This window comes from Streptomyces sp. NPDC055243 (assembly GCF_044544025.1).
Classification (GTDB): domain Bacteria; phylum Actinomycetota; class Actinomycetes; order Streptomycetales; family Streptomycetaceae; genus Streptomyces.
Window position 1 is genome coordinate 1 of the sequence record NZ_JBITWR010000006.1, and the last position, 22,266, is coordinate 22,266.

Here is a 22,266-nt window from a genome sequence, read left to right on the forward strand (position 1 = left end):
GGGGCCGGGGGGGGGGGGGGGGGGGGGGGGGGGGCCCCCGGGGGCGCGGGCGCCCGGGCCGCACCCGGCGCCCCGGGCGGGGCCGTGGGGGGGCCCCCCCCCCCGGCCGGCGGGGGGGCCCCCCCTCCGTGTTTTGCTTTGCGTTCGGTGTTGACGTAAACATCGACCACATTTACGGTCCCTCAACAGACATCAACATGAAACAACAATTGAGGATGTCGGAGAGCACGACCGCTCGCGTCCACCCCCACCTTCGAAGAAGGGACCTTCGATGTTCCGACGCGCCCGCAGACCCTTACTGGCCGCCATCCTGAGCATGCTGTGGCTGGTCGCCGCCGGCTTCCCGGCACATGCCGCGCCGGTCACCGTCACCAACGGGACCCAGTTCACGGACACCACGGGAGCCGGGGTCCACGCCCACGGCGGCGGAGCCGTCAAGGTGGGTGAGTTCTACTACTGGTTCGGCGAGAACCGTCACGCGGACAACACGTTCAAGGCCGTCTCGGTCTACCGCTCCTCCGACCTGAAGACGTGGGAGTTCAGGAAGAACGTCCTGACGCAGGACAGCGACCCGGAGCTCTCCGTCGCCAACATCGAGCGCCCCAAGGTCATCTACAACAGCGAGACCCGCAAGTTCGTCATGTGGATGCACAAGGAGAACGGCAAGGACTACACCGAGTCCCGCACCGCCGTCGCCGTCTCCGACACGGTCGACGGCGACTACAGCTGGAAGGGCAGCTTCCGGCCGCCGAGCGGGACCACGTCCCGTGACATGACGCTGTTCAAGGACGACGACGGCACGGCGTACCAGATCTCGTCCGGCAGCGAGAACGCCGACCTCTTCATCTACCGGCTGACCGACGACTACACGGCCTTCGACAAGGAGGTCGCCAACCCCTGGCCGGGCCACCACCGGGAGTCCCCGGCACTGTTCAAGCGGGACGGGGTCTACTTCATGCTGACCTCGGGAACCAGCGGCTGGTACCCCAACCAGCAGCGGTACGCGACCGCCGACAGCATCACCGGCCCCTGGTCTCAGATGAAGGAGGTCGGCGACGCGACCGCGTACGGCTCCCAGACCGCGTACGTCCTTCCGGTACAGGGCACTTCGGGCACCTCCTACCTCTACATGGGCGACCGCTGGGGCAACTCCATGGGCGGCACGGTCAACGACTCCCAGTACGTCTGGGCGCCGCTGGCCTTCCCGACCAGGACCACCATGAGCCTGCCGTGGTACCCGCAGATCTCCGTCGACACGGCTGCCGGAACCGTCCGAGGAGTGGGCGGCGGACCCCACTACAGCCTCGCCGCCCGGCACAGCGGCAAGTGCCTGGACGTCTCCGACGACTCCTCCGCCGACGGCGCGGCCGTCGTGCAGTACGCGTGCGACGGCGGCCTCGACCAGCAGTGGCGCCTGGAGGAGGCGGGCGACGGATACGTACGGGTCCTGGCGCAGCACAGCGGCAAGTGCCTGGACGTGGCGGACGAGTCCACCGGGGACGGGGCCTTCGTGAACCAGTACCGATGCGGTTCCGGAGCGCATCAGCAGTGGCGCTTCGAGGACCGGGGAGGCGACACCTACCGGCTGGTCTCCCGGCACAGCGGCAAGTGCCTCGACGTGGCGGACGAGTCCACCGGGGACGGGGCCCGGCTCGTGCAATGGACCTGTGGCAACGGTGCGAACCAGCAGTTCCAGCGGTCTGCGGTGTGAGCAGCGTGAGTTCGGGTCTGTGGCCGGTGGTCAGTACCCGACGGTGAAGCGGGTGCGGTGGTGCTTGGGGCGTTCGGCCTCGTCCAGGAGCGCCACCGCCAGGTCCTCCATGGAGATGGCGGAGTTCCCCTCGGCGTCGACGATCAGTTCGTCGGCGCCGAGCCGGTAGGTGCCGGTGCGGACGCCCGGTTCGAGCAGGGCGGACGGGCTCACGTACGTCCAGTCGACGTCGGTGCCGGCGGTGCGGACGGCGTCGAACTGGGCGTTGGAGGCGAGGGCGATGTGACGCCAGGCGGTGGGGACGTAGGCGGGATCATCGATGGCGAGGACGCCTTGCCCGCCCGGCACGGTGAGACTCCCGGCCCCGCCGACGATCAGCAGGCGTACGCCGGTCTTGTCCAGCCCCGCGAGCAACGCCCGGCTGATGGCGGCGTGTTCGGGCTCGCGGCCGGGGGCGGGTCTGGTGGCGTTCACCACGAGGTCCTGCCCGGAGCTCAACTCGGCTACCTGCTGAGGGACTCCGGCGTCGCCGGTGCGGTGGACGGCGGCGGGGTGCAGGGCGGGGAACCGTGCGGCGTCGCGGACGACGGCGGTGACTTCGTGGCCGCGGGCGAGAGCTTCGGTGACGACGCGGCTGCCGACGTTTCCGGCTGCGCCGAGGACGGTGATGCGCATGGGACCTGCTCCTTGTGCGGGACGGATGGCGCGGGGAGGGAGAGGGGAGCGGGAGGGGCTACGGGTGTCGTCGTGCGGGGCGGCCTTGCCCGACCAGCACGCTCGCGACGACGAGGAGCAGCCCGCCCACCTGCCAGAGGGTGAGGGTCTGCCCCAGGAGGAGCAGTCCGGCGAGGGTGGCGACGACGGGGTTGGTGAGCCCGAGGAACGACACGGACGATGCGGGGAGCCGCTCGATGCCGCGGAACCAGAGGGCGTACGCGATGGCGGTGCCGATGATGCCGAGGTAGGCGTATCCGGCGAGGTTGGCGCCGGTGAGGTGACCCGGCAGCCCTTCGAAGGAGAGCGCGATGGGGGCCAACACGATCCCACCGGCGGTGAGTTGCCACCCGGTGAGGGCGAGCAGCGAGACACCCTCCGGCCGCCCCCAGCGCTTGCTGAGCACGACGGCGAGGGCCATGAGGGTGGTGGCGATCAGCATGGCGGCGATCCCCACGGGGTCTACGGACGCGCTGCCGCGCAGGACGAGCAGCCCGACGCCGACGACGCCTACCAGCCCGGCGAGCAACGTACGACGGGTGGGCCGCACCTTCAGAACCCCGATCCCGAAGCCGGCGACGACGAGCGGCATGACGGCGCTGACGGTGGAGGCGACGCCGCCGGGCAGGTGGTAGGCCCCGAAGAACAGCAGGGGGAAGAAGGCCCCGAAGTTGAGCAGTCCGAGCACCCCCGCCTTCCACCACCAGTCACCGCTGGGCAGCCGCCGGGTGAGGGCGAGCAGGATGAGCCCGGCGGGCAACGCGCGCAGGGCCGCGGCGAGGAGGGGGCGGTCCGGGGGCAGGAGTTCGGTGGTGGTGACGTAGGTGGTGCCCCAGGTGGCGGGGCCGATGGCGGCGAGGGCCGCGGCGGCGAGAGCGCGGTTTCGCGGTGCTTGACCGGGGCGGTGTGCGCTGCGGGTCTCGTGTGCCGCGGTGTTTGCCTGAGCCTGCGGGCTGCTGATGGACATGGTGTGCTCCCCCTAGGTTCCCCTGAACGCTATTATTCTCAACGTTGAGATAAATATGAACCCTGGGTCTGCGAACGTCAAGTATCTGAACGTTGAGATACTCGACGTTCGCGAACCCGGGGCCTTGAGAGGAGTGCGGGAATGGCTGACCCCGAGGTGGTGGCCGACGCCATCGACGAGCTGCGCGGCCAGTGGCACCGGGAGCGTCCGGACATGGACGCGGCGGGCCTGGACGCGATGGCCCTGGTGGGCCGCATCAAACGGGCGGACCACCTGCTGAGCAAGGGGATGAAGCCGGTCTTCGCCGAACACGGCCTGGAGTTCGCGGAGTTCGACGTCCTCGCCACGCTGCGGAGGGTGGGTGCCCCGCACGAACTGACGGCGGGCGGCCTCCTGAAGAGCGCGATGGTGACGTCGGGCGCCATCACCAACCGCCTCGACAAGCTGGAACGCAAGGGCTTGATCGAACGCCACCCGGACCCGTCCGATCGCCGGGCGATCAAGGTCCGCCTGACGGAGGCGGGTCTGGGGTTGGTCGACCGCGCGGTCGTCGACCACGTGGCGAACGAGGAGCGAATGCTGGGCTCTCTGTCGGCGGAGGACCGCGAGGCCCTGGACGGGGCATTGCGGAGGCTGTTGGTTTCGCTGGGGGATACGCATCTGGGCTGAGCCCTGCCGCAGTTGCCCAGGGGGCCCGGTGGCTTCGCGGATTCAAAGGGCGAAGAGGAGCCGTGGCTCGTGCCTGTTGGTGAGGGTCGAGCTGCGCTGAGCGATGGATCTGCGCCAACGGCAGCGTTGCGCGGACGCTATGCCCGCCTATGCCCCCCCGCAGGGCGGGACGCCGCCCACCCTGCTCGCGGCGGCCACCCTCACTGCTGCCGCGGTCCTCTCGCTTTCTGCTTGCGGAGGGGGCGATGGCGACTCCAAGGAGAACAACAAGATCACGGGTGCGGAGTCCGGCGAGAAGAGAGAGTCGCCGACCCCGACAGCATCCGACGACGGTATCGAACGCCGGGGGCCACCTCGGCTGCCTCCTGCTGGTGATGCTGCGCTCTGTGGCGGTCAGATATTGACGCGTGGGGCGGTCTTGAGGGTGCGTATCAGGGCGTGGAGGCGGTCCGGGGTTGTCGTGAGGATGGTGTCTGGGGTGTCGCTTTCGCGGAGGTGGATTGTGCCGTCCGGGGCTGCGGCTATGTAGACGCAGGAGGAGGCTTCCTGGCTATGGGTCGACTTCTGCCAGCGCAGTTCCGACACTTTGGGCTCCTTCAGATGTCGCGGGCCAGCCGCATGATGTGGTCCCGGGACTTGCCCGGTGCCAGCGCGGCAGCTTCCATGCGGTCCAGGACCAGACGGTAGCGCTCCAACTGCGCCGGCGAATCGATGAGTTCGCCGCCGTGATCGGTATCGATTTGTACGGTGTCGAGTTGCTGGACCGGGCCGTGGAAGTAGTCGATGCCCTGACCGGACGTGTGGAAGGGGCCACTGTCGAACGTGATCACGGCGATGGCTACATGCTCCGCCTCGCTCATCGCGGCCAGGTGATCGAGCTGGTCCCGCGCGGTGGCCCGGTCGCCGAATCGCATACGTAGTGCGGCCTCGTGGATGATCGCGGTGTACGGCGGAGGGTGCTCGCGGTGCAGGACTTCCTGGCGCTTGATGCGGTGCGAGACGCGGTGCTCGATCTCGTGCGGCTTCAGGGGTGGCACGGTCTGGTTGAAGAGGGCTCGTGCGTGGGCCGGAGTCTGAAGCAGTCCGGGAATGTTGATGATCTGCGCCACTCGTAGCGCGACGGCGTGGTGCTCGACCTCGGTGAGGTCGAGCATCCGATGAGAGTGGACCTCGCGGTATTCCTCCCACCATCCGCGCCTGCGGTCGCCTGTCATGGAGGCAAGTGCGTCCACCAGAGCCTCGTCGGCGCAGTCGTAGTGGCGAGCCAGCGTGCGTACGCGCTCGCCGCTGACTCCGTAGCGTCCGGCCTCGATGTTGCTGATGCGCGACTGAGTGGCACCCAACAGCGCGGCTGCCTCGGTGGCTGACAGATCCGCGCGTTCGCGCAGCCTGCGGAGTTCCGTTCCGAGGCGTCGGCGGCGGGCGGTCGGCGGCGGGCTCGTCGACGGCATCAGCGTGCTCCTTGCTCGTACGCGTACTGCAGAGGTAACTCACACGAGTTAACTAGGGCTACAGTCCCTGCTTTCCATGGAATGTAGTCCATGAAGGTGGCTACGGTGTGTCTCACGCCACTCAAGTTCCTTGTCCCGTAAGGCGGAAGCGCACCGCGCCGCACGGCTGCGGCATTGCCACCGCTCATCCGGATCGGCACGTCGAGTGGGACAACCCCCCTCCCTGGGAGGCCTCATGGTCACCGTAGCCCCACCCCAAGGCTGGTCCTACGCCCTTCATCTGCCCCACGATCCAAGAGCGCCCCGCGTTGCCCGCATGACCTTGCGGGCCGCCCTCTCCGGGCACGGCATGTTGGAACTCCTCGATGTCGCCGAGCTGTTGACGTCCGAGATGATCACCAATGCCTATCGGCACACGAAGGGCCCCGCCTCGCTGCGGCTGCGGTCCGTGCGGGACGGGCGGCTTCGTGTCGGGGTGTGGGACACCAGCCCCTATATCCCTGCTCCCTTCGACAAGCCGCCCGGTGCCTTCGGTGCGCCTGCGCCTGTGTCCACGGACTCCGACAGTGGGCGGGGGCTCTTTCTCGTACGGCAGTGCGCCGACTCGTGGGGCGGGTGGCCGCTCGGGGATCAGCTGTTCGGGAGCGCGGGGAAACTGCTGTGGTTCGAGGTGGAGGTGCCTGCGGGGTGCGGGGTCGGTGTGGCTGTCTGAGGGAGGGCGGTGGCGGCGGGCAATCTTGGGCCCCCGCACGGCTTCGGCCGTCGTATGCGGGGCTTGTGCCTTGGACAGCCCGTGGTGGATGTTGGGGACTGGGCGGGGGCAGGGGGTCTCCGCCGGGCTCTGCGAGGAGTCGAGTCGGACAGCGAGGGGACCCGCACTCATGAGCCAGCCTCCCGGCCAGCCGCCGCAGGACGGATCACAAGACGGACCGCAGGGCGGATCACAGGGCGGACCGCAGGGCGGATTCGGGCCACCGCAGCAGCCTCAGCCGCCCATACCGGGGCCACCCGCTGGGCCTTACGGCGCCCCGCCGACCCCTCCGCAGCCGCCCGCCGATGGGCAGAATCCGTACACGCAGGACCCGTACACGCAGGACCCCTACGCGACGCAGGGACCGCCTCCCGCCCAGCCCCCGCAGGGCCAGCCTCAGCAAAGCGGCCCCTACGGCCAGCCCCCGCAGAGCGGCCCCTACGGTCAGCCGCCCCAGGGCCCGTACGGGACCGCGCCCCAAGCCCCGTACGGAGCAACCCCCTTCGGCCAGCCCGACCCCCAGTACGCCGGCTACCCACCGCCCCCTCCGCCCGGCGGCGGCAGCGGCAGCGGAGGCAAGAACAAGGTCGCCCTCATCGTCGGCTCCGTCGTCGTGGCCGCCGCCCTCGTCGGCGGTGGGATCTTCCTCGCCACCAGTGGCGACAGTGACGACGACCAGAAGCCCAAGGCCGACAAGAGCGTGTCCGCCAGCCCCTCCGCCTCCGACGACCCCTCCGAAGAGGTGCCCTCCGCGGAGCCCTCGGCAGACCCCACCACCGACGACCCCCTCGACGAGCCGACCGAGGACGAGACGGAACGGCCCGCCGGTGACACCGGGTACCAAGGCCAGTGGCAGAACGACGAGGCCAAGACCCTCACCATCGGCGCCAAGCTCACCTCCGGACAGGGCAAGGGCAAGCACTCCGTCTCGTACATCGACGCCGGCGGCGACGGGCTCTGCATGGGGCTCGGGCAGGCGCAGGGCGGCACCGGCTTCCGCATCGCGCTCAAGTGCGGCACCGGCGACGACGAGAAGTACATCTCCGCCGACCTCACCCAGGCCGACGACGAAGTGACCCTCAAGTGGGACAAGGGCGGCGGCACCGACGTCCTCCCGTGGGTCAACGCCGCCTGACCCAGCCGCCCGCCAGAGCCCCTCACCGCCCGCCCCACCGCCAGGTGAGAGCAACGTTCCCCGCCGGTCACCGCGTGCCACAGGGCTGAAACCCGGCCTCCCTACCTTCGGGTCATCAGCCGCAAGCCGTGGAGATGAGGCCTGTCATGTGGATCCAGCGGTGGGACCCGGAGGACGAGAGGTTCTGGAACGAGGAGGGAGGCGAGCGCGTCGCCCGGCGGAACCTGGTGTTCTCGATCCTCTCGGAGCACATCGGGTTCTCCATCTGGACCCTGTGGTCCGTGATGGTGCTCTTCATGGGGCCCGAGTACGGGATCGACCCCGCCGGGAAGTTCTTCCTGGTGTCCATGGCCACCCTGGTGGGAGCCGTCGCCCGCGTCCCCTACACCTTCGCCGTCGCCCGCTTCGGCGGGCGCAACTGGACGATCATCGCGGCCGGCGCGCTCCTCGTGCCCACCATCGCGGCCTTCACCGTGATGGAGCCCGGCACCTCCTACACCACCTTCATGCTCTGCGCCCTCCTCACCGGCGTCGGCGGCGGCAACTTCGCCTCCAGCATGACCAACATCAACTCCTTCTTCCCGCTGCGGAAGAAGGGGTGGGCCCTTGGGCTCAATGCCGGTGGCGGCAACATCGGCGTACCCGTCGTCCAGCTCGCCGGGCTCGCGGTCATCGGGGCCGGGGGCGGGCCCCGCGTGCTCCTGGGGATCTACATCCCCCTCATCTTCGTCTCCGCCCTCTGCGCCGCCCTCTTCATGGACAACCTCGCCACCGTGAAGAACGACACCGGCGCCGCGAAGGAGGCCGTCCGGGACGCCCACACCTGGATCATGGCCTTCCTGTACGTCGGGACCTTCGGGTCCTTCATCGGCTACAGCTTCGCCTTCGGGCTCGTCCTGCAGACCCAGTTCGGGCGTACTCCGCTCCAGGCCGCCGCCGTCACCTTCATCGGGCCGCTGCTCGGCTCGCTCATCCGGCCCGTCGGCGGGCGGCTCGCCGACCGGTTCGGCGGGGCCCGCATCACGCTGTGGAACTTCGTCGGGATGGGCGCGGCCACCGCTGTCGTGGTCGTCGCCTCCATGCGCGAGTCGCTCGCCCTCTTCGTCGGCGCCTTCATCGCCCTCTTCGTGCTCACCGGGCTCGGCAACGGGTCCACGTACAAGATGATCCCCGGCATCTTCCAGGCCAAGGCCCTCCAGAAGGGGCTCCAGGGAGAAGCCGCCGCGGCCTACGGGCGGCGGCTCTCCGGTGCCTCGATGGGGCTCATCGGCGCCGTCGGCGCGCTCGGCGGGCTCGGGATCAACCTCGCCTTCCGGCAGTCCTTCCAGACCGTGGGGTCCGGGACCGGCGCCTTCCTGGCCTTCCTCGCCTTCTACGCGGCGTGCTTCTGCGTCACCTGGGCCGTATACCTTCGCCGCCCCGCGCCCGCCCCGGACTCCGGGCAGAGCGCCGACGCGGAGACGAAGCCCCAGCTCACGTACGCGGAGGTCTGAGAGAGAGGCGGTCGTAGCCTGGTGTTACACGTACGACATCGTGGTGATCCGGGGTTGTCACGGGCTGTTGGCAAGCTCGTCCAACCCCGGACCACCCATCACGCAGTACTAGCGGGACGAGAGCAGCTGCCATGCACGCGACCCCTCAGAACGGTCAGCAGAAGAACGGTCACCAGAAGAACGGCCACGCACCCCTCGCCGGATTCACCGTCGGCGTCACCGCCGCCCGGCGCGCCGACGAGCTCGGAGCGCTGCTCCAGCGGCGCGGCGCCACCGTCCTGCACGCTCCCGCCCTGCGCATCGTCCCGCTCGCCGACGACAGCGAACTCCTCTCCGCCACCAAGGAGCTCATCGACCACGCGCCCGACATCGTGGTCGCCACCACCGCCATCGGGTTCCGCGGCTGGATCGAGGCCGCCGACGGCTGGGGCTTCGGCGAGGCGCTGCTCCATTGTCTGCGGGGCGTGGAGCTGCTCGCCCGCGGGCCCAAGGTCAAAGGCGCCATCCGCGCCGCCGGGCTCACCGAGAAGTGGTCGCCCGCATCCGAGTCCATGGCGGAGGTGCTCGACCGGCTGCTCGAAGAAGGCGTCGAGGGCAAGCGCGTCGCGCTCCAGCTGCACGGCGAACCGCTGCCCGGCTTCATCGAGTCGCTGCGCGCCGGGGGAGCGGACGTCGTCGGCGTGCCCGTCTACCGGTGGATGCCGCCCGAGGACCTCGCCCCCGTCGACCGGCTCCTTGACGCCACCGTCGCGCGCGCCGTCGACGCCCTGACCTTCACCAGCGCGCCCGCCGCCGCGTCCTTCCTGGCCCGCGCCGAGGACCGCGGCATGTCGATCGAGCTCTTCGCCGCCCTTCAGCACGACGTCCTGTCCGCCTGCGTGGGCCCGGTCACCGCGCTGCCGCTGCAGGCCCGCGGCGTCGAGACGGTGCAGCCCGAACGCTTCCGGCTCGGCCCCCTCGTGCAGACCCTGTGCCAGGAACTGCCCTCCCGCGCCCGTACGTTGCCCATAGCGGGCCACCGCGTCGAGATCCGCGGTCACGCCGTCCTGGTCGACGACGAGCTGCGGCCCGTGCCGCCCGCGGGCATGTCGCTGCTTCGGGCGCTCGCGCGGCGCCCGGGGTGGGTGGTCTCCCGCGCCGAACTGCTGCGCGCGCTGCCCGGCTCGGGGCGCGACGAGCACGCCGTGGAGACGGCGATGGCCCGGCTGCGTACGGCACTTGGCGCGCCCAAGCTCGTCCAGACGGTCGTCAAGCGGGGCTACCGGCTCGCGCTTGATCCGGCAGCCGGGTCCAAGTACGCCGACTGACGGGCCCCGTTGCCCCGGCCGAGGAGCACGAGGGCCCGCGCGAGCAGGCCGATCGCGACGGTGGAGACCAGGGCGCGTACGACGTTCCAGGCCAGCCACGCGTCCTCGAACTGCTCGCGCACGGCGGCCGGATCGGCGATCTTCGCCGGGTCGCCCGCGTCCGCCAGCTCCTCGTTCAGGGGCACGTTCACGACCGACGTGACCGCGAAGGCCACGAGGTAGAGGACGAGCGCCGCGAGCACCCACCGGTACGAGCTCGTGCCGCGCAGCTGCCACGCGGAGACCGCCGTGAGGACCAGCGCCCCGAAGAAGCTCGCGAAGAAGACCGGGTTGTTGAACGCGTCGTTCATGTTCTGCATGACCTCGATGAAGACGCGGTCGTCGCTGCGGCCCAGGCCGGGCATGACGCCGCAGGAGAAGATGTAGAAGGTTCCGGAGATCAGGCCCATGGCGACGACGGCCGCCCCCAGTACGGCCCCGGCGCTGCCCTGCCTCCGCTGGTTCGTCACTCGGTTCTCTCTCATGGGACCGAGTCAACCGGCCGGACGGGCGCCCGACCATGGTTCCGAAGCGCGCCCCCATAAGCATGCGTCTCACGCCTGCACGGTGGCAGGGGTTCCGCACCCGCCCGAGGCGAGGCACTGTAAGGGGGAGCACTCACCGGTAACCCCACAAGGCGGTGACAGGCGCATGGCACTGGGCATGGACCCGGCCACGTACGAGCTGCGATTCGACTCCGGGCGGAGCTGTCTGGATCTCGTGGCGACGAACCATCCCGTGGAACGGCTCGACTCCGTGGACCGGCTGCGTGCCTGGCTCGCGGGCGCCGGGCTCATCCCGGATCACACCGCCCTGCCGGGGGCGGGACCGGTCTGGCTCGTGGCCTTCCGCGAACTGCGGGGCCACATCGGCCAGTTGGTCCTCGCCGAACTCGAAGGGCGGTCCGCGGACACCGCGTTGGCCAGGGTCAACGTCCTCGCCGCGACGCCGCCGCCGGCCCCGCGCGCCGTCCGGCACCCCGACGGCAGCCTGGTCCGCGCCCTGGACGGCCACCCCCGGTGCGCGGCCCTGCTCGCCGCCGTCGCCCGTGACGCCGTCGACCTGCTCACCGACCCCGCGGCGCGCGCCCTGCTGCGCCAGTGCGAGGGCGACAACTGCCCCATCGTGTACCTGGACACGTCCCGCGGGCGCCGCCGCCGCTGGTGCTCCAGTGAGGTGTGCGGCAACCGTGAGCGGGTGGCCAGACACCGGCGGCGGGCGGCGCTCGCGCGGGCCTGAAGCGGGCCCGGCGCCGCCCCGGCGGGAAGCCGCGGAAAAACTCGTGTGATCTCCGTTGAACACAGCTCCGGTCACCTACGTAAGTCCGGGTGAACAGCCGACAGGGCTACGACAGCCGACAGGGCGAAGCCCGACGAAGAGCGGACACCGGAGGCAGACGTGCGCAAGGATTCCGCCGTGGCCGATGAGCGCCCGCAGGAACGCCCGCACCGACATCGCCTGGTCCCCCGACGCAACGGACCGGACGAGGAGTTGATGCGCGCCCTCTACCGCGAGCACGCGGGTCCACTTCTGGCCTATGTGCTCCGCCTTGTGGCGGGCGACCGGCAGCGCGCCGAAGATGTCGTACAGGAAACGCTCATCCGTGCCTGGAAGAACGCCGGTCAGCTCAATCGTGCGACCGGTTCGGTACGCCCCTGGCTGGTGACGGTCGCCCGGCGCATCGTCATCGACGGCCACCGCAGTCGGCAGGCCCGGCCGCAGGAGGTCGATCCGTCGCCGCTGGAGGTCATCCCCGCGGAGGACGAGATCGATAAGGCGCTGTGGCTGATGACTCTCTCGGACGCGCTCGACGACCTGACTCCCGCGCACCGGGAGGTACTTGTCGAGACCTACTTCAAAGGGCGTACGGTCAATGAGGCGGCCGAGACGTTGGGTATACCCAGTGGGACGGTGCGTTCGCGGGTCTTCTACGCGCTTCGCTCGATGAAGCTTGCGCTCGAGGAGCGGGGGGTGACGGCATGAACGAGTCCTACGGACATGACGCGCGTGGCCATGCGGAGGCCGGCGACGTGCACGAGACCGTCGGCGCCTACGCCCTCGGCATCCTCGACGACGCGGAGGCGACGGCCTTCGAGGCCCATCTGGCGGGCTGCGCCTACTGCGCGCACCAGCTGGAGGAGTTCTCCGGCATGGAGCCGATGCTGGCCGCGCTCGCGGACTTCCCGGGCGCGCGCGGTGTGCGTCCCGTACCGGAGATCGGCGAGCAGCTCGCCGCGCGGCCGAGCCCGCGCCTGGCGGACCGGCTGGTGGACGAGGTCTCCGTGAAGCGCGCACAGAAGCGCCGGCGCGGCATGTACATGGTGGCCGCCGCGGCGGCACTGATCGTCGGCGGGCCGCTGACGGTCCTCGCGGTGAGCGACGACGGCGGTACGACGGACGTGGCGGGCGAGCCGCACCCCACGAGCCCCGCCGAGGACGCCTTCTTCAACCACATGGACGACAAGATCAAGGCCACGGACCCGAAGACCAAGGTCAGCGCCACGGTCGGCACGGAGAAGAAGGCCTGGGGCACGCACGCGGTCCTGGAGCTGAAGAACGTGAAGGGCCCGCTCAAGTGCTCCCTGGTCGCGGTCGGCAAGGACGGCGAGAAGGAGACGGTGACCACCTGGTCCGTCCCGAAGTGGGGTTACGGCATCGAGGACAGCCCGAACAAATGGGCGCGCAGTCCGCTGTACGTCCACGGGGGCGCCGCGATGGACCGCAACGACATCGACCACTTCGAGGTGACCACGTTCGACGGTGATCGCCTGGTGGAGGTGGACGCGTAAGACAAGTGCACACAGGGGTCCCCTTTCGCGTACGGTAGACGGCTGCTCAATAGGGCAGCTGCACGTCCGGAAAGGGGCCTCGGTGGCCGACGTACGCGACCGTGAGATCAGCGTCGAACAAGAACATCTCGACCAGGTCTACCGGCGTCTCGAGGAGAAGATCCACGAGGCCGAGTTCCTCATGACCGACGCGGCCAAGCGCTCCCAGGTCGGCACGCCTGGTGCGCTCGCCGAGCGGGACGCGCAGGTGTTCCGCGCGGGAGTACATCTCAACCGGCTCAACAGCGAGTTCGAGGACTTCCTCTTCGGACGGATCGACCTGCTGCTGGGCAAGGACGGCAAGAAGGGCCCGGACGGGGCCTACACATCGGTCGAACCGGCCGAGGACGCGGTGAGCGAGAACAACACCGCCGAGATCGCCGAGACCCTGCACATCGGCCGCATCGGCGTCCTGGACGCGGACTACTCCCCGCTGGTGATCGACTGGCGGGCCCCGGCCGCGGCGCCCTTCTACCGTTCGACGCCGGTCGACCCGGGCCGTGTCGTGCGCCGCCGGGTCATCCGCTCCAAGGGCCGCAAGGTCCTGGGCGTCGAGGACGACCTGATGCGCCCGGAGCTCACGGCGACCCTGGACGGCGAGAGCCTGCCGGTCATCGGCGACGGCGCCCTGATGGCGGCGCTCGGCCAGGCCCGCAGCCACACGATGCGGGACATCGTGGCGTCGATCCAGGCCGAACAGGACATGGTGATCCGGGCCCCCGCCGCCTCGGTGACGTACGTCGAGGGCGGACCCGGCACCGGCAAGACCGCCGTGGCCCTGCACCGCGCGGCCTACCTGCTCTACCAGGACCGCAGGCGGTACGCGGGCGGCATCCTCATCGTCTCCCCGACCCCGCTGCTCGTCGCCTACACCGAGGGCGTGCTGCCCTCGCTGGGCGAGGAGGGGCAGGTCGCGATCCGCGCGGTGGGTGCGCTGGCCGACGACGCGGCGGGCGCGGTGGAGGCCACGGTCTACGACTCTCCCGCGGTGGCGCGGGTCAAGGGCTCGTCCCGGATGCTGCACGTCCTGCGCAAGGCCGCGCGGGGCGCGCTGGAGAGCGGCACCGCCGCGGTGCGGGCCGCCTCGCAGGAGGGCCAGCTGTCCTTCGGCGAGGAGGAGGACGAGGACGCGCCCCAGGCCCCCGCACCGACGCCCACACGGCTGCGTGTGGTCGCCTTCGGGCGCCGCCTGGAGCTGGAGGCCGACGCGCTGGGCCGCATCCGCCGCAACGCGCTCAGCGGCACGGCTCCCGTCAACCTGCTGCGCCCGCGCGCCCGGAAGCTTCTCCTGGACGCCCTGTGGTCGCAGTCCGGCTCCGCGGGCCGGCACAGCGACCCGGAGCTCGCCGCCGAGCTGCGCTCGTCGTTCGACGAGGACATCACATCCGAGGACGACTTCATCCGCTTCCTGGACGCCTGGTGGCCCGAACTCACCCCGCGCGCCGTGCTCTCGGCGATGGGCGACGAGCGCCGCCTGGGCCGCTGGGCGCGCCGCGTCCTGAACCCGGGCGAGGTCCGCAAGGTCGCCCGCTCCCTCAAGCGCGACGCCCTGTCCGTGCACGACGTGGCGCTCATCGACGAGCTCCAGTCGATCCTCGGTACGCCGCCCAGGCCCCGCAAGAAGAAGGACCTGGACCCCCTCGACCTGCTCACCGGGCTCGACGAACTGATGCCGCAGCGCGAGGAGTCCCAGCGCGAGCGCGCCGAGCGGCTCGCGGCGGAGCGCACCGAGTACGCGCACGTCATCGTGGACGAGGCGCAGGACCTGACCCCCATGCAGTGGCGCATGGTCGGCCGCAGGGGCCGGCACGCCACGTGGACGATCGTCGGCGACCCCGCGCAGTCCTCCTGGTCCGACCCGGACGAGGCGGCCGCCGCCCGCGACGAGGCGCTCGGCTCCCGCCCGCGCCGCCGCTTCACCCTCACCGTCAACTACCGCAACCCGGCCGAGATCGCCGATCTCGCCGCCAAGGTGCTCGCGCTCGCGATGCCGGGCTCCGAGTCGCCGTCGGCCGTCCGGTCCACGGGAGTCGAGCCCCGCTTCGCCGTCGTCCGCGACAAGGACCTCGGCGCCTCGGCGCGCGAGGAGGCGGCGCGGCTGCTCGACCAGGTGGACGGCACCGTCGGCGTCGTCGTGGCGATGAACCGCCGCGAGCAGGCGGCCCGCTGGCTGGAGGGACTGGGCGACCGCGTGGTGGCCCTCGGCAGCCTGGAGGCCAAGGGCCTGGAGTACGACGCCACGGTGGTCGTGTCGCCCGCGGAGATCGCGGACGAGTCGCCCGCGGGCCTGCGGGTCCTGTACGTGGCGCTGACCAGGGCGACGCAGCAGCTGACGGTCCTGTCCGGCGAGCGCGACGACCCGGACGGGGAAGGGGTGCCGGACCTGCTCCGCGAATGACTTTGCGGGACGGGAATTGCCTTGCGGGGATCGTTTGTTACCGTTGATGTGGCACCGGCTCGATCCAAGCCCCCGGGCCCAACCTTCGTCGCTACGAGCGACCACTTGCCGCGAGGCGAGCATGGCGGGTCGGTGTCATTAACGTAGGGAGAGGCCCTCGTCACCACGTGACGAGGGCCTCTTTCCGTTTCCCCCCTACCGAGGGCCTTCAACTTCTCGTATGGTGGAAACAAGTTTCCGAAAAAGCGGTGAACGAAACGTTCGCAATCCGAGGCGGCTACCACGTACTGAGTGGTAGGTGCGACGATCGGACGGCAAGAGCAACACGGTGAAAGCAGAGGAAGTCGGCCATGGCAACGGCGCCCAGCGTCTCCTACTCGAACACGGTCCGGTTGGAGGTGCCCGCGAGCGGCACCGCGGTCTCCCAGATCACCACGGCCGTCGAGTCCCACGGAGGCTCGGTGACCGGCCTCGACGTCACGGCTTCCGGGCATGAGGCGCTCCGGATCGACGTCACGATCGCGGCGACCTCCACGACGCACGGCGACGAGATCGTCGCGCAGCTGCGCACCATCGAGGGCGTCACCGTCGGCAAGGTCTCCGACCGTACGTTCCTGATGCACCTCGGCGGCAAGATCGAGATGGCGTCCAAGCACCCCATCCGCAACCGCGACGACCTCTCCATGATCTACACCCCGGGCGTGGCCCGCGTGTGCATGGCGATCGCCGAGAACCCCGAGGACGCGCGCCGCCTCACCATCAAGCGCAACTCCGTTGCGGTCGTAACGGACGGCTCGGCCGTCCTGGGGCTCGGGAACATCGGCCCGAAGGCCGCGCTGCCCGTCATGGAGGGCAAGGCGGCCCTCTTCAAGCGCTTCGCGGGGATCGACGCCTGGCCGCTGTGCCTGGACACCCAGGACACGGACGCGATCGTCGAGATCGTGAAGGCGATCGCCCCCGGCTTCGCGGGCATCAACCTCGAGGACATCTCGGCGCCGCGCTGCTTCGAGATCGAGGCGCGCCTGCGCGAGGCCCTCGACATCCCCGTCTTCCACGACGACCAGCACGGCACCGCGATCGTCGTGCTCGCCGCGCTGACCAACGCACTTCGCGTGGTGGGCAAGGGCATTGGTGACGTACGGGTCGTCATGTCCGGTGCGGGCGCGGCCGGTACGGCCATCCTCAAACTGCTCATCGCGGCGGGCGTCAAGCACGCCGTCGTCGCCGACATCCACGGTGTCGTGCACGCGGACCGCGAGGACCTCGTGGACGCCGCGCCCGACTCGCCGCTGCGCTGGATCGCCGACAACACCAACCCCGAGGGCGCCCGCGGCACCCTCAAGGAAGCGGTCGTCGGCGCCGACGTCTTCATCGGCGTGTCGGCTCCGAACGTGCTGAACGCCGACGACGTCGCGGCCATGGCCGAAGGCGCCATCGTGTTCGCGCTCGCGAACCCGGACCCCGAGGTCGACCCCGCGATCGCCCGCCAGACGGCGGCAGTTGTGGCCACCGGCCGCTCGGACTTCCCGAACCAGATCAACAACGTCCTGGTCTTCCCCGGCGTCTTCCGCGGTCTGCTCGACGCCCAGTCGCGCACCGTCAACACGGAGATGATGCTGGCGGCGGCGGGCGCCCTCGCGGACGTCGTCGCCGAGGACGAGCTCAACCCGAACTACATCATCCCCAGCGTCTTCAACGACAAGGTCGCGGGCGCGGTCGCCGATGCGGTGCGCACCGCGGCGAAGGCGGCTGGGGTGGCTGTGACAGGCGCCACGGCCCAGTAGTACGGCGCGTCGCGGAACGCAGGGGTCCTCAAGGCCCTCTAGGGTGGCGTGGAAGCGCGCCCCCGACTGCCACCTTCAGGGGGCGGTGAAGCTTTTCGTGTGACCCCCCGGGGCCCCGGATTGGCTTTCCCGCCGCAGGTGGGGGCAGGATGCCTTTCTGGGCGCGAGGGTCCGGATGACGGACCCGGGTCCGGGGCCTGACCGAGGACCCTGGCAGCATCGGCTTCGCTGTGCCCATCATGCGGCTCCGCCGCGTGGCACGCCTCAACGGCAAGAAGAACACGGGAGTACAAACATGAACCGCAGTGAGCTGGTGGCCGCGCTGGCCGACCGTGCCGAGGTGACCCGCAAGGACGCCGACGCCGTGCTGGCCGCGTTCGCCGAGACCGTCGGCGAGATCGTTGCCAAGGGCGACGAGAAGGTCACCATCCCCGGCTTCCTGACCTTCGAGCGCACCCACCGTGCCGCTCGCACCGCCCGGAACCCGCAGACCGGCGAGCCGATCAACATCCCGGCCGGCTACAGCGTCAAGGTTTCGGCGGGCTCCAAGCTCAAGGAAGCCGCCAAGGGCAAGTAGCCTCAGGCAGTACATAGAAGGGGCGGTCACCCACCGGGTGACCGCCCCTTCTGCATGCCGTGAGGCCGCGTCAGCCGAGCGTGGCCCTGCCGGGCAGCTCCACCTTCGCGCCGAGTTCCACGAGCTTGTCCATGAAGTTCTCGTAGCCGCGGTTGATCAGGTCGATGCCGTGGACGCGGGACGTCCCCTGCGCCGCAAGAGCCGCGATCAGGTACGAGAAGCCGCCGCGCAGGTCGGGGATGACCAGATCGGCGCCCTGGAGCTTCGTGGGGCCGCTGACGACCGCCGAGTGGAGGAAGTTGCGCTGGCCGAACCGGCAGTGCGAGCCGCCCAGGCACTCCCGGTAGAGCTGGATGTGTGCGCCCATCTGGTTGAGCGCGGAGGTGAATCCGAGCCGGGACTCGTAGACCGTCTCGTGGACGATGGAGAGGCCCGCCGCCTGCGTCAGGGCGACGACCAGGGGCTGCTGCCAGTCCGTCTGGAAGCCGGGGTGCACGTCCGTCTCCAGGGCGATCGCGTTGAGCGAGCCGCCCGGGTGCCAGAAGCGGATGCCCTCGTCGTCGATCTCGAAGGCACCGCCCACCTTCCGGTAGGTGTTCAGGAACGTCATCATCGAGCGCTGCTGGGCGCCGCGGACGTAGATGTTGCCCTCGGTCGCCAGGGCCGCGGAAGCCCAGGAGGCGGCCTCCAGGCGGTCCGAGAGAGCGTGGTGGTTGTAGCCGCCCAGGCTGTCGACACCGGTGACCCTTATGGTCCGGTCGGTGTCCATCGCGATGATCGCGCCCATCTTCTGCAGGACGCAGATGAGGTCTTCGATCTCAGGTTCGACGGCGGCGTTCGAGAGCTCGGTGACGCCCTCGGCCAGCACGGCCGTCAGGAGGACCTGCTCGGTCGCGCCCACGGACGGGTACGGCAGCTGGATCTTCGTGCCGCGCAGTCGCTGCGGGGCCTCCAGATACTGGCCGCCCTCGCGCTTCTCGATGGTGGCGCCGAACTGGCGGAGCACCTCGAAGTGGAAGTCGATCGGCCGGCCGCCGATGTCGCAGCCGCCGAGGCCGGGGATGAAGGCGTGGCCCAGGCGGTGCAGGAGCGGCCCGCAGAAGAGGATCGGGATCCGCGAGGAGCCCGCGTGCGCGTCGATGTCCGCGACGTTGGCGCTCTCCACGTGCGAGGGGTCCATGACCAGCTCGCCCGGCTCCTCACCGGGGCGGACCGTGACGCCATGCAGCTGCAGGAGTCCGCGTACGACGCGGACGTCGCGGATGTCGGGGACATTGCGCAGCCTGCTCGGAGCGCTGCCGAGCAGCGCGGCGACCATGGCCTTGGGCACGAGGTTCTTCGCGCCGCGGACACGGATCTCGCCCTCCAGCGGGGTTCCGCCGTGGACAAGCAGTACATCGTCGGTGACGGTCATGAATCTCGCGTTCCGATTGGATGGACGGGTGGACCAAAGGGCAAGCGTAATGGGCGTGTACCCCCCTTCCGTAAGGCCAAGGGGGCGCGAAACACGTCAGGAGTTCGTGACAACACGAACCGTTCGGAACCGGACACTCCGGGTCACCGGCGAAAGTGTGCGCTCCAGACGCGCCAGTGCGCCCCTGAGCTGCATTCACTCCTGTACGGGCATTGCCTCCCCCCGCGGGGCAAAGATGCGGGATCATGTCGTTCATGACCGAGGTGTCCTCGCTCACAGGGCGGCTGCTCGTGGCCACGCCTGCCCTGGCGGACCCGAACTTCGACCGCGCGGTGGTGCTGCTCCTCGACCACGACGAGGAGGGCTCGCTCGGCGTGGTCCTCAACCGGCCCACACCGGTGGACGTCGCGGACATCCTGGACGGCTGGGGCGATCTGGCCGGCGCGCCGGGAGTCGTCTTCCAGGGCGGTCCCGTCTCGCTGGACTCGGCGCTGGGCGTGGCGGTGATCCCCGGGGAGGAGGACTCCACGTCCTCGGCGTCCTCGGCGTCCTCGGCCCCCGGCTCCCGGCCGCGGCCGGGCCGAGGCGAGCCGATCGGCTGGCGCCGCGTGCACGGCGCGATCGGCCTGGTCGACCTGGACACACCCCCCGAACTCCTGGCCCCCGCGCTCGGCTCGCTGCGGATCTTCGCCGGGTACGCGGGCTGGGGCCCGGGCCAGCTGGAGGACGAGCTCGTCGAGGGTGCCTGGTACGTGGTCGAGTCCGAGCCGGGAGACGTGTCGTCCCCGGACCCGGAGCGGCTGTGGCGCGCGGTGCTGCGGCGGCAGCGGAGCGAACTGGCGATGGTGGCGACGTATCCGGACGACGCGTCGCTCAACTGACCCGGATGTGTACGGCCCGCCCCCGTCCGGACGATGCCCGGAACCGGCGGGCGTAGGTACCCTTGGATGCCATGAGCACTCTTGAGCCCGAGCCCGAGCGCGGGGCAGGTACGGGGACCCTCGTTGAGCCGACGCCGCAGGTGTCGAGCGGTGACGGTGACCACGAGCGCTTCGCGCACTATGTCCAGAAGGACAAGATCATGGCGAGCGCGCTCGACGGTACGCCCGTCGTCGCGCTCTGCGGCAAGGTGTGGGTGCCGGGTCGTGACCCGAAGAAGTACCCCGTCTGCCCCATGTGCAAGGAGATCTACGAGTCCATGAGCGCCGGTGGCGACAAGGACAAGGGCGGCAAGGACGGCAAGGGCGGCGGCAAGAAGTAGCCTCCCGGCCCGCTCCATGACCCTCTTCGCGGCGGGGCGTTGCGTGTACCGCAACGCCCCTTTTGCGTTGTGCAACCGCGTGGCAACCTCGCCGCATGACCTTTGAGCAACTGATCCCGGCACCCGCACGTGCACAGGGACCGCACACCGAAGGCTTTCTCCTCGACCCCTCCACCGTGCTCCGCGCGGCACCCGGCACCGAGTCCACCGAACGCTGGCTGCGCTCCACCCTCGGCGCCGCGCTCGGCCTGCCCCTGGGCCCCGGCGAGGGCAACGCCGTATCGCTGGAGATCGACGGCTCCCTCGCGCCCGAGGCGTACCGGCTCTCCGTGGGGGAGCGCGGCATCGAGATCGCCGGCGGCGCCGCCCCCGGCGTCTTCTGGGGTGCGCAGACCCTGCGTCAGCTCATCGGGCCCGAGGCCTTCCGCCGGGCGCCCCTGCGGCCGGGGGTTCCGGTCGCCGTCCCGGGGTGCCTGATCGAGGACAGCCCCCGCTTCCGGTGGCGCGGCATGATGCTCGACGTGGCCCGGCACTTCATGCCCAAGGACGGCGTCCTGCGCTACCTGGACCTCCTCGCCGCCCACAAGCTGAACGTCTTCCACTTCCACCTCACCGACGACCAGGGCTGGCGCATCGAGATCAAGCGCCACCCGAAGCTGACGGAGGCCGGTTCGTGGCGGCCGCGTTCGAAGTGGGGCCATCGCGCGTCCGAGCTGTGGAACGACACCCCGCACGGCGGCTTCTACACGCAGGACGACATCCGCGAGATCGTCGCGTACGCCCATGAGCGGCACATCGCCGTCGTACCCGAGATCGACATCCCCGGGCACTCGCAGGCCGCCATCTCGGCCTATCCGGAGCTCGGCAACACCGATGTCGTCGACACCGCGTCGCTCGGCGTCTGGGACACCTGGGGCGTCAACCCCAATGTCCTCGCCCCGACCGAGAACACCCTCCGCTTCTTCGAGGGGGTGTTCGAGGAAGTCCTCGAGCTCTTTCCCTCCACCTTCATCCACGTCGGCGGCGACGAGTGTCCCAAGGGCCAGTGGAAGGAGTCGCCCGCCGCGCAGGCCCGCATCAAGGAGCTGGGGGTCGGCGACGAGGACGGTCTCCAGAGCTGGTTCATCCGGCACTTCGACACCTGGCTGACCGCGCGCGGGCGCCGCCTCATCGGCTGGGACGAGATCCTGGAGGGCGGCCTCGCGGAGGGCGCCACCGTCTCCTCCTGGCGCGGGTACGGCGGCGGGATCGCGGCGGCCAAGGCCGGGCACGACGTCGTCATGTGTCCCGAGCAGCAGGTGTACTTGGACCACCGGCAGCACGGCGGCCCCGACGAGCCCGCGCCCATCGGCTTCGTCCGCACCCTGGAGGACGTCTACCGCTTCGAGCCGCTGCCGCCCCAGCTCACCGCCGACGAGGCCCGGCACGTGCTCGGCACCCAGGCGAACGTCTGGACCGAGGTGATGGAGTACCACGGACGTGTGGACTACCAGGTGTTCCCGCGCCTCGCCGCCTTCGCCGAGGTCGCCTGGAGTCCGCTCCCGGCGCCCGCCGAGCGCGACTTCGCCGACTTCGAGCGGCGAATGAACCCGCACTACGCGCGACTTGACGCGCTCGGCGTCGACTACCGCCCGCCGGGCGGCCCGTTGCCGTGGCAGAAGCGCCCAGGAGTGCTCGGACGCCCGATCGACGGGGCGCCCCCGAACGTGTGAGGCGCACCCGATAGTCCGTGTGTCGGGCTGCCCTCGCTGGGAGCGTGGGCAGCCG

Annotated in this window: 21 protein-coding genes; 15 read left to right on the forward strand and 6 right to left on the reverse strand. The window is 70.3% G+C overall.

Annotated elements, in window-relative coordinates:
• Positions 1 to 271 precede the first annotated feature (271 nt).
• Positions 272 to 1,711 carry an RICIN domain-containing protein gene (locus ACIGXX_RS18610; protein WP_399976937.1) on the forward strand — a complete coding sequence of 480 codons (1,440 nt, stop codon included), beginning with the start codon at positions 272 to 274 and terminating at the stop codon, positions 1,709 to 1,711.
• Positions 1,712 to 1,741: 30 nt separating this feature from the next.
• Here ACIGXX_RS18610 and ACIGXX_RS18615 read toward each other — a convergent pair whose 3' ends face one another.
• Positions 1,742 to 2,386 carry an NAD(P)-dependent oxidoreductase gene (locus ACIGXX_RS18615; protein WP_399976940.1) on the reverse strand — a complete coding sequence of 215 codons (645 nt, stop codon included), beginning with the start codon at positions 2,384 to 2,386 and terminating at the stop codon, positions 1,742 to 1,744.
• A gap of 58 nt (positions 2,387 to 2,444) precedes the next feature.
• Complete coding sequence (locus ACIGXX_RS18620) at positions 2,445 to 3,392, reverse strand: EamA family transporter (protein ID WP_399976943.1); 948 nt, start codon at positions 3,390 to 3,392, stop codon at positions 2,445 to 2,447.
• Between the two features lie 141 nt (positions 3,393 to 3,533).
• On the opposite strand from ACIGXX_RS18620, the gene ACIGXX_RS18625 reads away from it, so the two are divergent.
• Positions 3,534 to 4,061: a MarR family transcriptional regulator gene (locus ACIGXX_RS18625; protein WP_351171018.1), complete on the forward strand. Its 528-nt coding sequence runs from the start codon at positions 3,534 to 3,536 to the stop codon at positions 4,059 to 4,061.
• A gap of 393 nt (positions 4,062 to 4,454) precedes the next feature.
• Here ACIGXX_RS18625 and ACIGXX_RS18630 read toward each other — a convergent pair whose 3' ends face one another.
• Both ACIGXX_RS18630 and ACIGXX_RS18635 read right to left on the reverse strand, forming a co-directional pair.
• Positions 4,455 to 4,646 carry a DUF397 domain-containing protein gene (locus ACIGXX_RS18630; protein ID WP_351171021.1) on the reverse strand — a complete coding sequence of 64 codons (192 nt, stop codon included), beginning with the start codon at positions 4,644 to 4,646 and terminating at the stop codon, positions 4,455 to 4,457.
• 11 nt (positions 4,647 to 4,657) lie between these two features.
• The gene (locus tag ACIGXX_RS18635) at positions 4,658 to 5,512 is read right to left on the reverse strand and encodes a helix-turn-helix transcriptional regulator (RefSeq protein WP_351171025.1); all 855 of its coding nucleotides are present in this window, start codon (positions 5,510 to 5,512) and stop codon (positions 4,658 to 4,660) included.
• 316 nt (positions 5,513 to 5,828) lie between these two features.
• Between ACIGXX_RS18635 and ACIGXX_RS18640 the strand changes: the two genes are divergently transcribed.
• The 4 genes from ACIGXX_RS18640 to ACIGXX_RS18655 all read left to right on the forward strand — a co-directional run bounded on the left by ACIGXX_RS18640 (position 5,829) and on the right by ACIGXX_RS18655 (position 10,198).
• Positions 5,829 to 6,224, forward strand: a complete 396-nt coding sequence (locus ACIGXX_RS18640; protein ID WP_383822327.1) for an ATP-binding protein — start codon at positions 5,829 to 5,831, stop codon at positions 6,222 to 6,224.
• A gap of 169 nt (positions 6,225 to 6,393) precedes the next feature.
• Positions 6,394 to 7,398: a hypothetical protein gene (locus tag ACIGXX_RS18645; protein WP_399976951.1), complete on the forward strand. Its 1,005-nt coding sequence runs from the start codon at positions 6,394 to 6,396 to the stop codon at positions 7,396 to 7,398.
• Between the two features lie 146 nt (positions 7,399 to 7,544).
• Positions 7,545 to 8,891 (forward strand): nitrate/nitrite transporter, encoded by a 1,347-nt coding sequence (locus tag ACIGXX_RS18650; protein ID WP_351171046.1) that lies wholly within the window; start codon positions 7,545 to 7,547, stop codon positions 8,889 to 8,891.
• Between the two features lie 131 nt (positions 8,892 to 9,022).
• Complete coding sequence (locus tag ACIGXX_RS18655; RefSeq protein ID WP_399976955.1) at positions 9,023 to 10,198, forward strand: uroporphyrinogen-III synthase; 1,176 nt, start codon at positions 9,023 to 9,025, stop codon at positions 10,196 to 10,198.
• Here the strand turns inward: ACIGXX_RS18655 and ACIGXX_RS18660 are convergent.
• The gene (locus tag ACIGXX_RS18660) at positions 10,150 to 10,722 is read right to left on the reverse strand and encodes an anthrone oxygenase family protein (RefSeq protein WP_366462223.1); all 573 of its coding nucleotides are present in this window, start codon (positions 10,720 to 10,722) and stop codon (positions 10,150 to 10,152) included. The two genes, ACIGXX_RS18655 and ACIGXX_RS18660, sit on opposite strands and share 49 nt — an antisense overlap.
• A 166-nt stretch (positions 10,723 to 10,888) precedes the next feature.
• On the opposite strand from ACIGXX_RS18660, the gene ACIGXX_RS18665 reads away from it, so the two are divergent.
• From ACIGXX_RS18665 to ACIGXX_RS18690, 6 genes are all read left to right on the forward strand, one after another.
• Positions 10,889 to 11,476 carry a CGNR zinc finger domain-containing protein gene (locus ACIGXX_RS18665; RefSeq protein WP_351171055.1) on the forward strand — a complete coding sequence of 196 codons (588 nt, stop codon included), beginning with the start codon at positions 10,889 to 10,891 and terminating at the stop codon, positions 11,474 to 11,476.
• 159 nt (positions 11,477 to 11,635) lie between these two features.
• Positions 11,636 to 12,220, forward strand: a complete 585-nt coding sequence (locus tag ACIGXX_RS18670) for a sigma-70 family RNA polymerase sigma factor (RefSeq protein ID WP_351171058.1) — start codon at positions 11,636 to 11,638, stop codon at positions 12,218 to 12,220.
• Positions 12,217 to 13,026, forward strand: coding sequence for an anti-sigma factor family protein (locus tag ACIGXX_RS18675; RefSeq protein WP_383822338.1), 810 nt, complete (start codon positions 12,217 to 12,219; stop codon positions 13,024 to 13,026). Before ACIGXX_RS18670 ends, ACIGXX_RS18675 begins: the two co-directional genes overlap by 4 nt.
• Positions 13,027 to 13,108: 82 nt before the next feature.
• Positions 13,109 to 15,463: a UvrD-helicase domain-containing protein gene (locus ACIGXX_RS18680; RefSeq protein ID WP_351171064.1), complete on the forward strand. Its 2,355-nt coding sequence runs from the start codon at positions 13,109 to 13,111 to the stop codon at positions 15,461 to 15,463.
• A gap of 350 nt (positions 15,464 to 15,813) precedes the next feature.
• Complete coding sequence (locus tag ACIGXX_RS18685) at positions 15,814 to 17,247, forward strand: NAD-dependent malic enzyme (protein ID WP_361469453.1); 1,434 nt, start codon at positions 15,814 to 15,816, stop codon at positions 17,245 to 17,247.
• Positions 17,248 to 17,542: 295 nt separating this feature from the next.
• Complete coding sequence (locus tag ACIGXX_RS18690; protein WP_016645140.1) at positions 17,543 to 17,824, forward strand: HU family DNA-binding protein; 282 nt, start codon at positions 17,543 to 17,545, stop codon at positions 17,822 to 17,824.
• Positions 17,825 to 17,894: 70 nt separating this feature from the next.
• Here ACIGXX_RS18690 and murA read toward each other — a convergent pair whose 3' ends face one another.
• The gene (gene murA / locus ACIGXX_RS18695; protein ID WP_361469450.1) at positions 17,895 to 19,238 is read right to left on the reverse strand and encodes a UDP-N-acetylglucosamine 1-carboxyvinyltransferase; all 1,344 of its coding nucleotides are present in this window, start codon (positions 19,236 to 19,238) and stop codon (positions 17,895 to 17,897) included.
• 245 nt (positions 19,239 to 19,483) lie between these two features.
• Here murA and ACIGXX_RS18700 point away from each other — a divergent pair, with 245 nt between their 5' ends.
• The 3 genes from ACIGXX_RS18700 (at position 19,484) to ACIGXX_RS18710 (ending at position 22,211) form a co-directional block, all read left to right on the forward strand.
• The gene (locus ACIGXX_RS18700) at positions 19,484 to 20,119 is read left to right on the forward strand and encodes a YqgE/AlgH family protein (protein ID WP_351171074.1); all 636 of its coding nucleotides are present in this window, start codon (positions 19,484 to 19,486) and stop codon (positions 20,117 to 20,119) included.
• A 71-nt stretch (positions 20,120 to 20,190) separates the two neighbouring features.
• The gene (locus ACIGXX_RS18705) at positions 20,191 to 20,499 is read left to right on the forward strand and encodes a DUF3039 domain-containing protein (RefSeq protein ID WP_160505308.1); all 309 of its coding nucleotides are present in this window, start codon (positions 20,191 to 20,193) and stop codon (positions 20,497 to 20,499) included.
• Positions 20,500 to 20,594: 95 nt separating this feature from the next.
• Positions 20,595 to 22,211 carry a beta-N-acetylhexosaminidase gene (locus ACIGXX_RS18710; protein ID WP_361469443.1) on the forward strand — a complete coding sequence of 539 codons (1,617 nt, stop codon included), beginning with the start codon at positions 20,595 to 20,597 and terminating at the stop codon, positions 22,209 to 22,211.
• Positions 22,212 to 22,266: the final 55 nt, after the last annotated feature.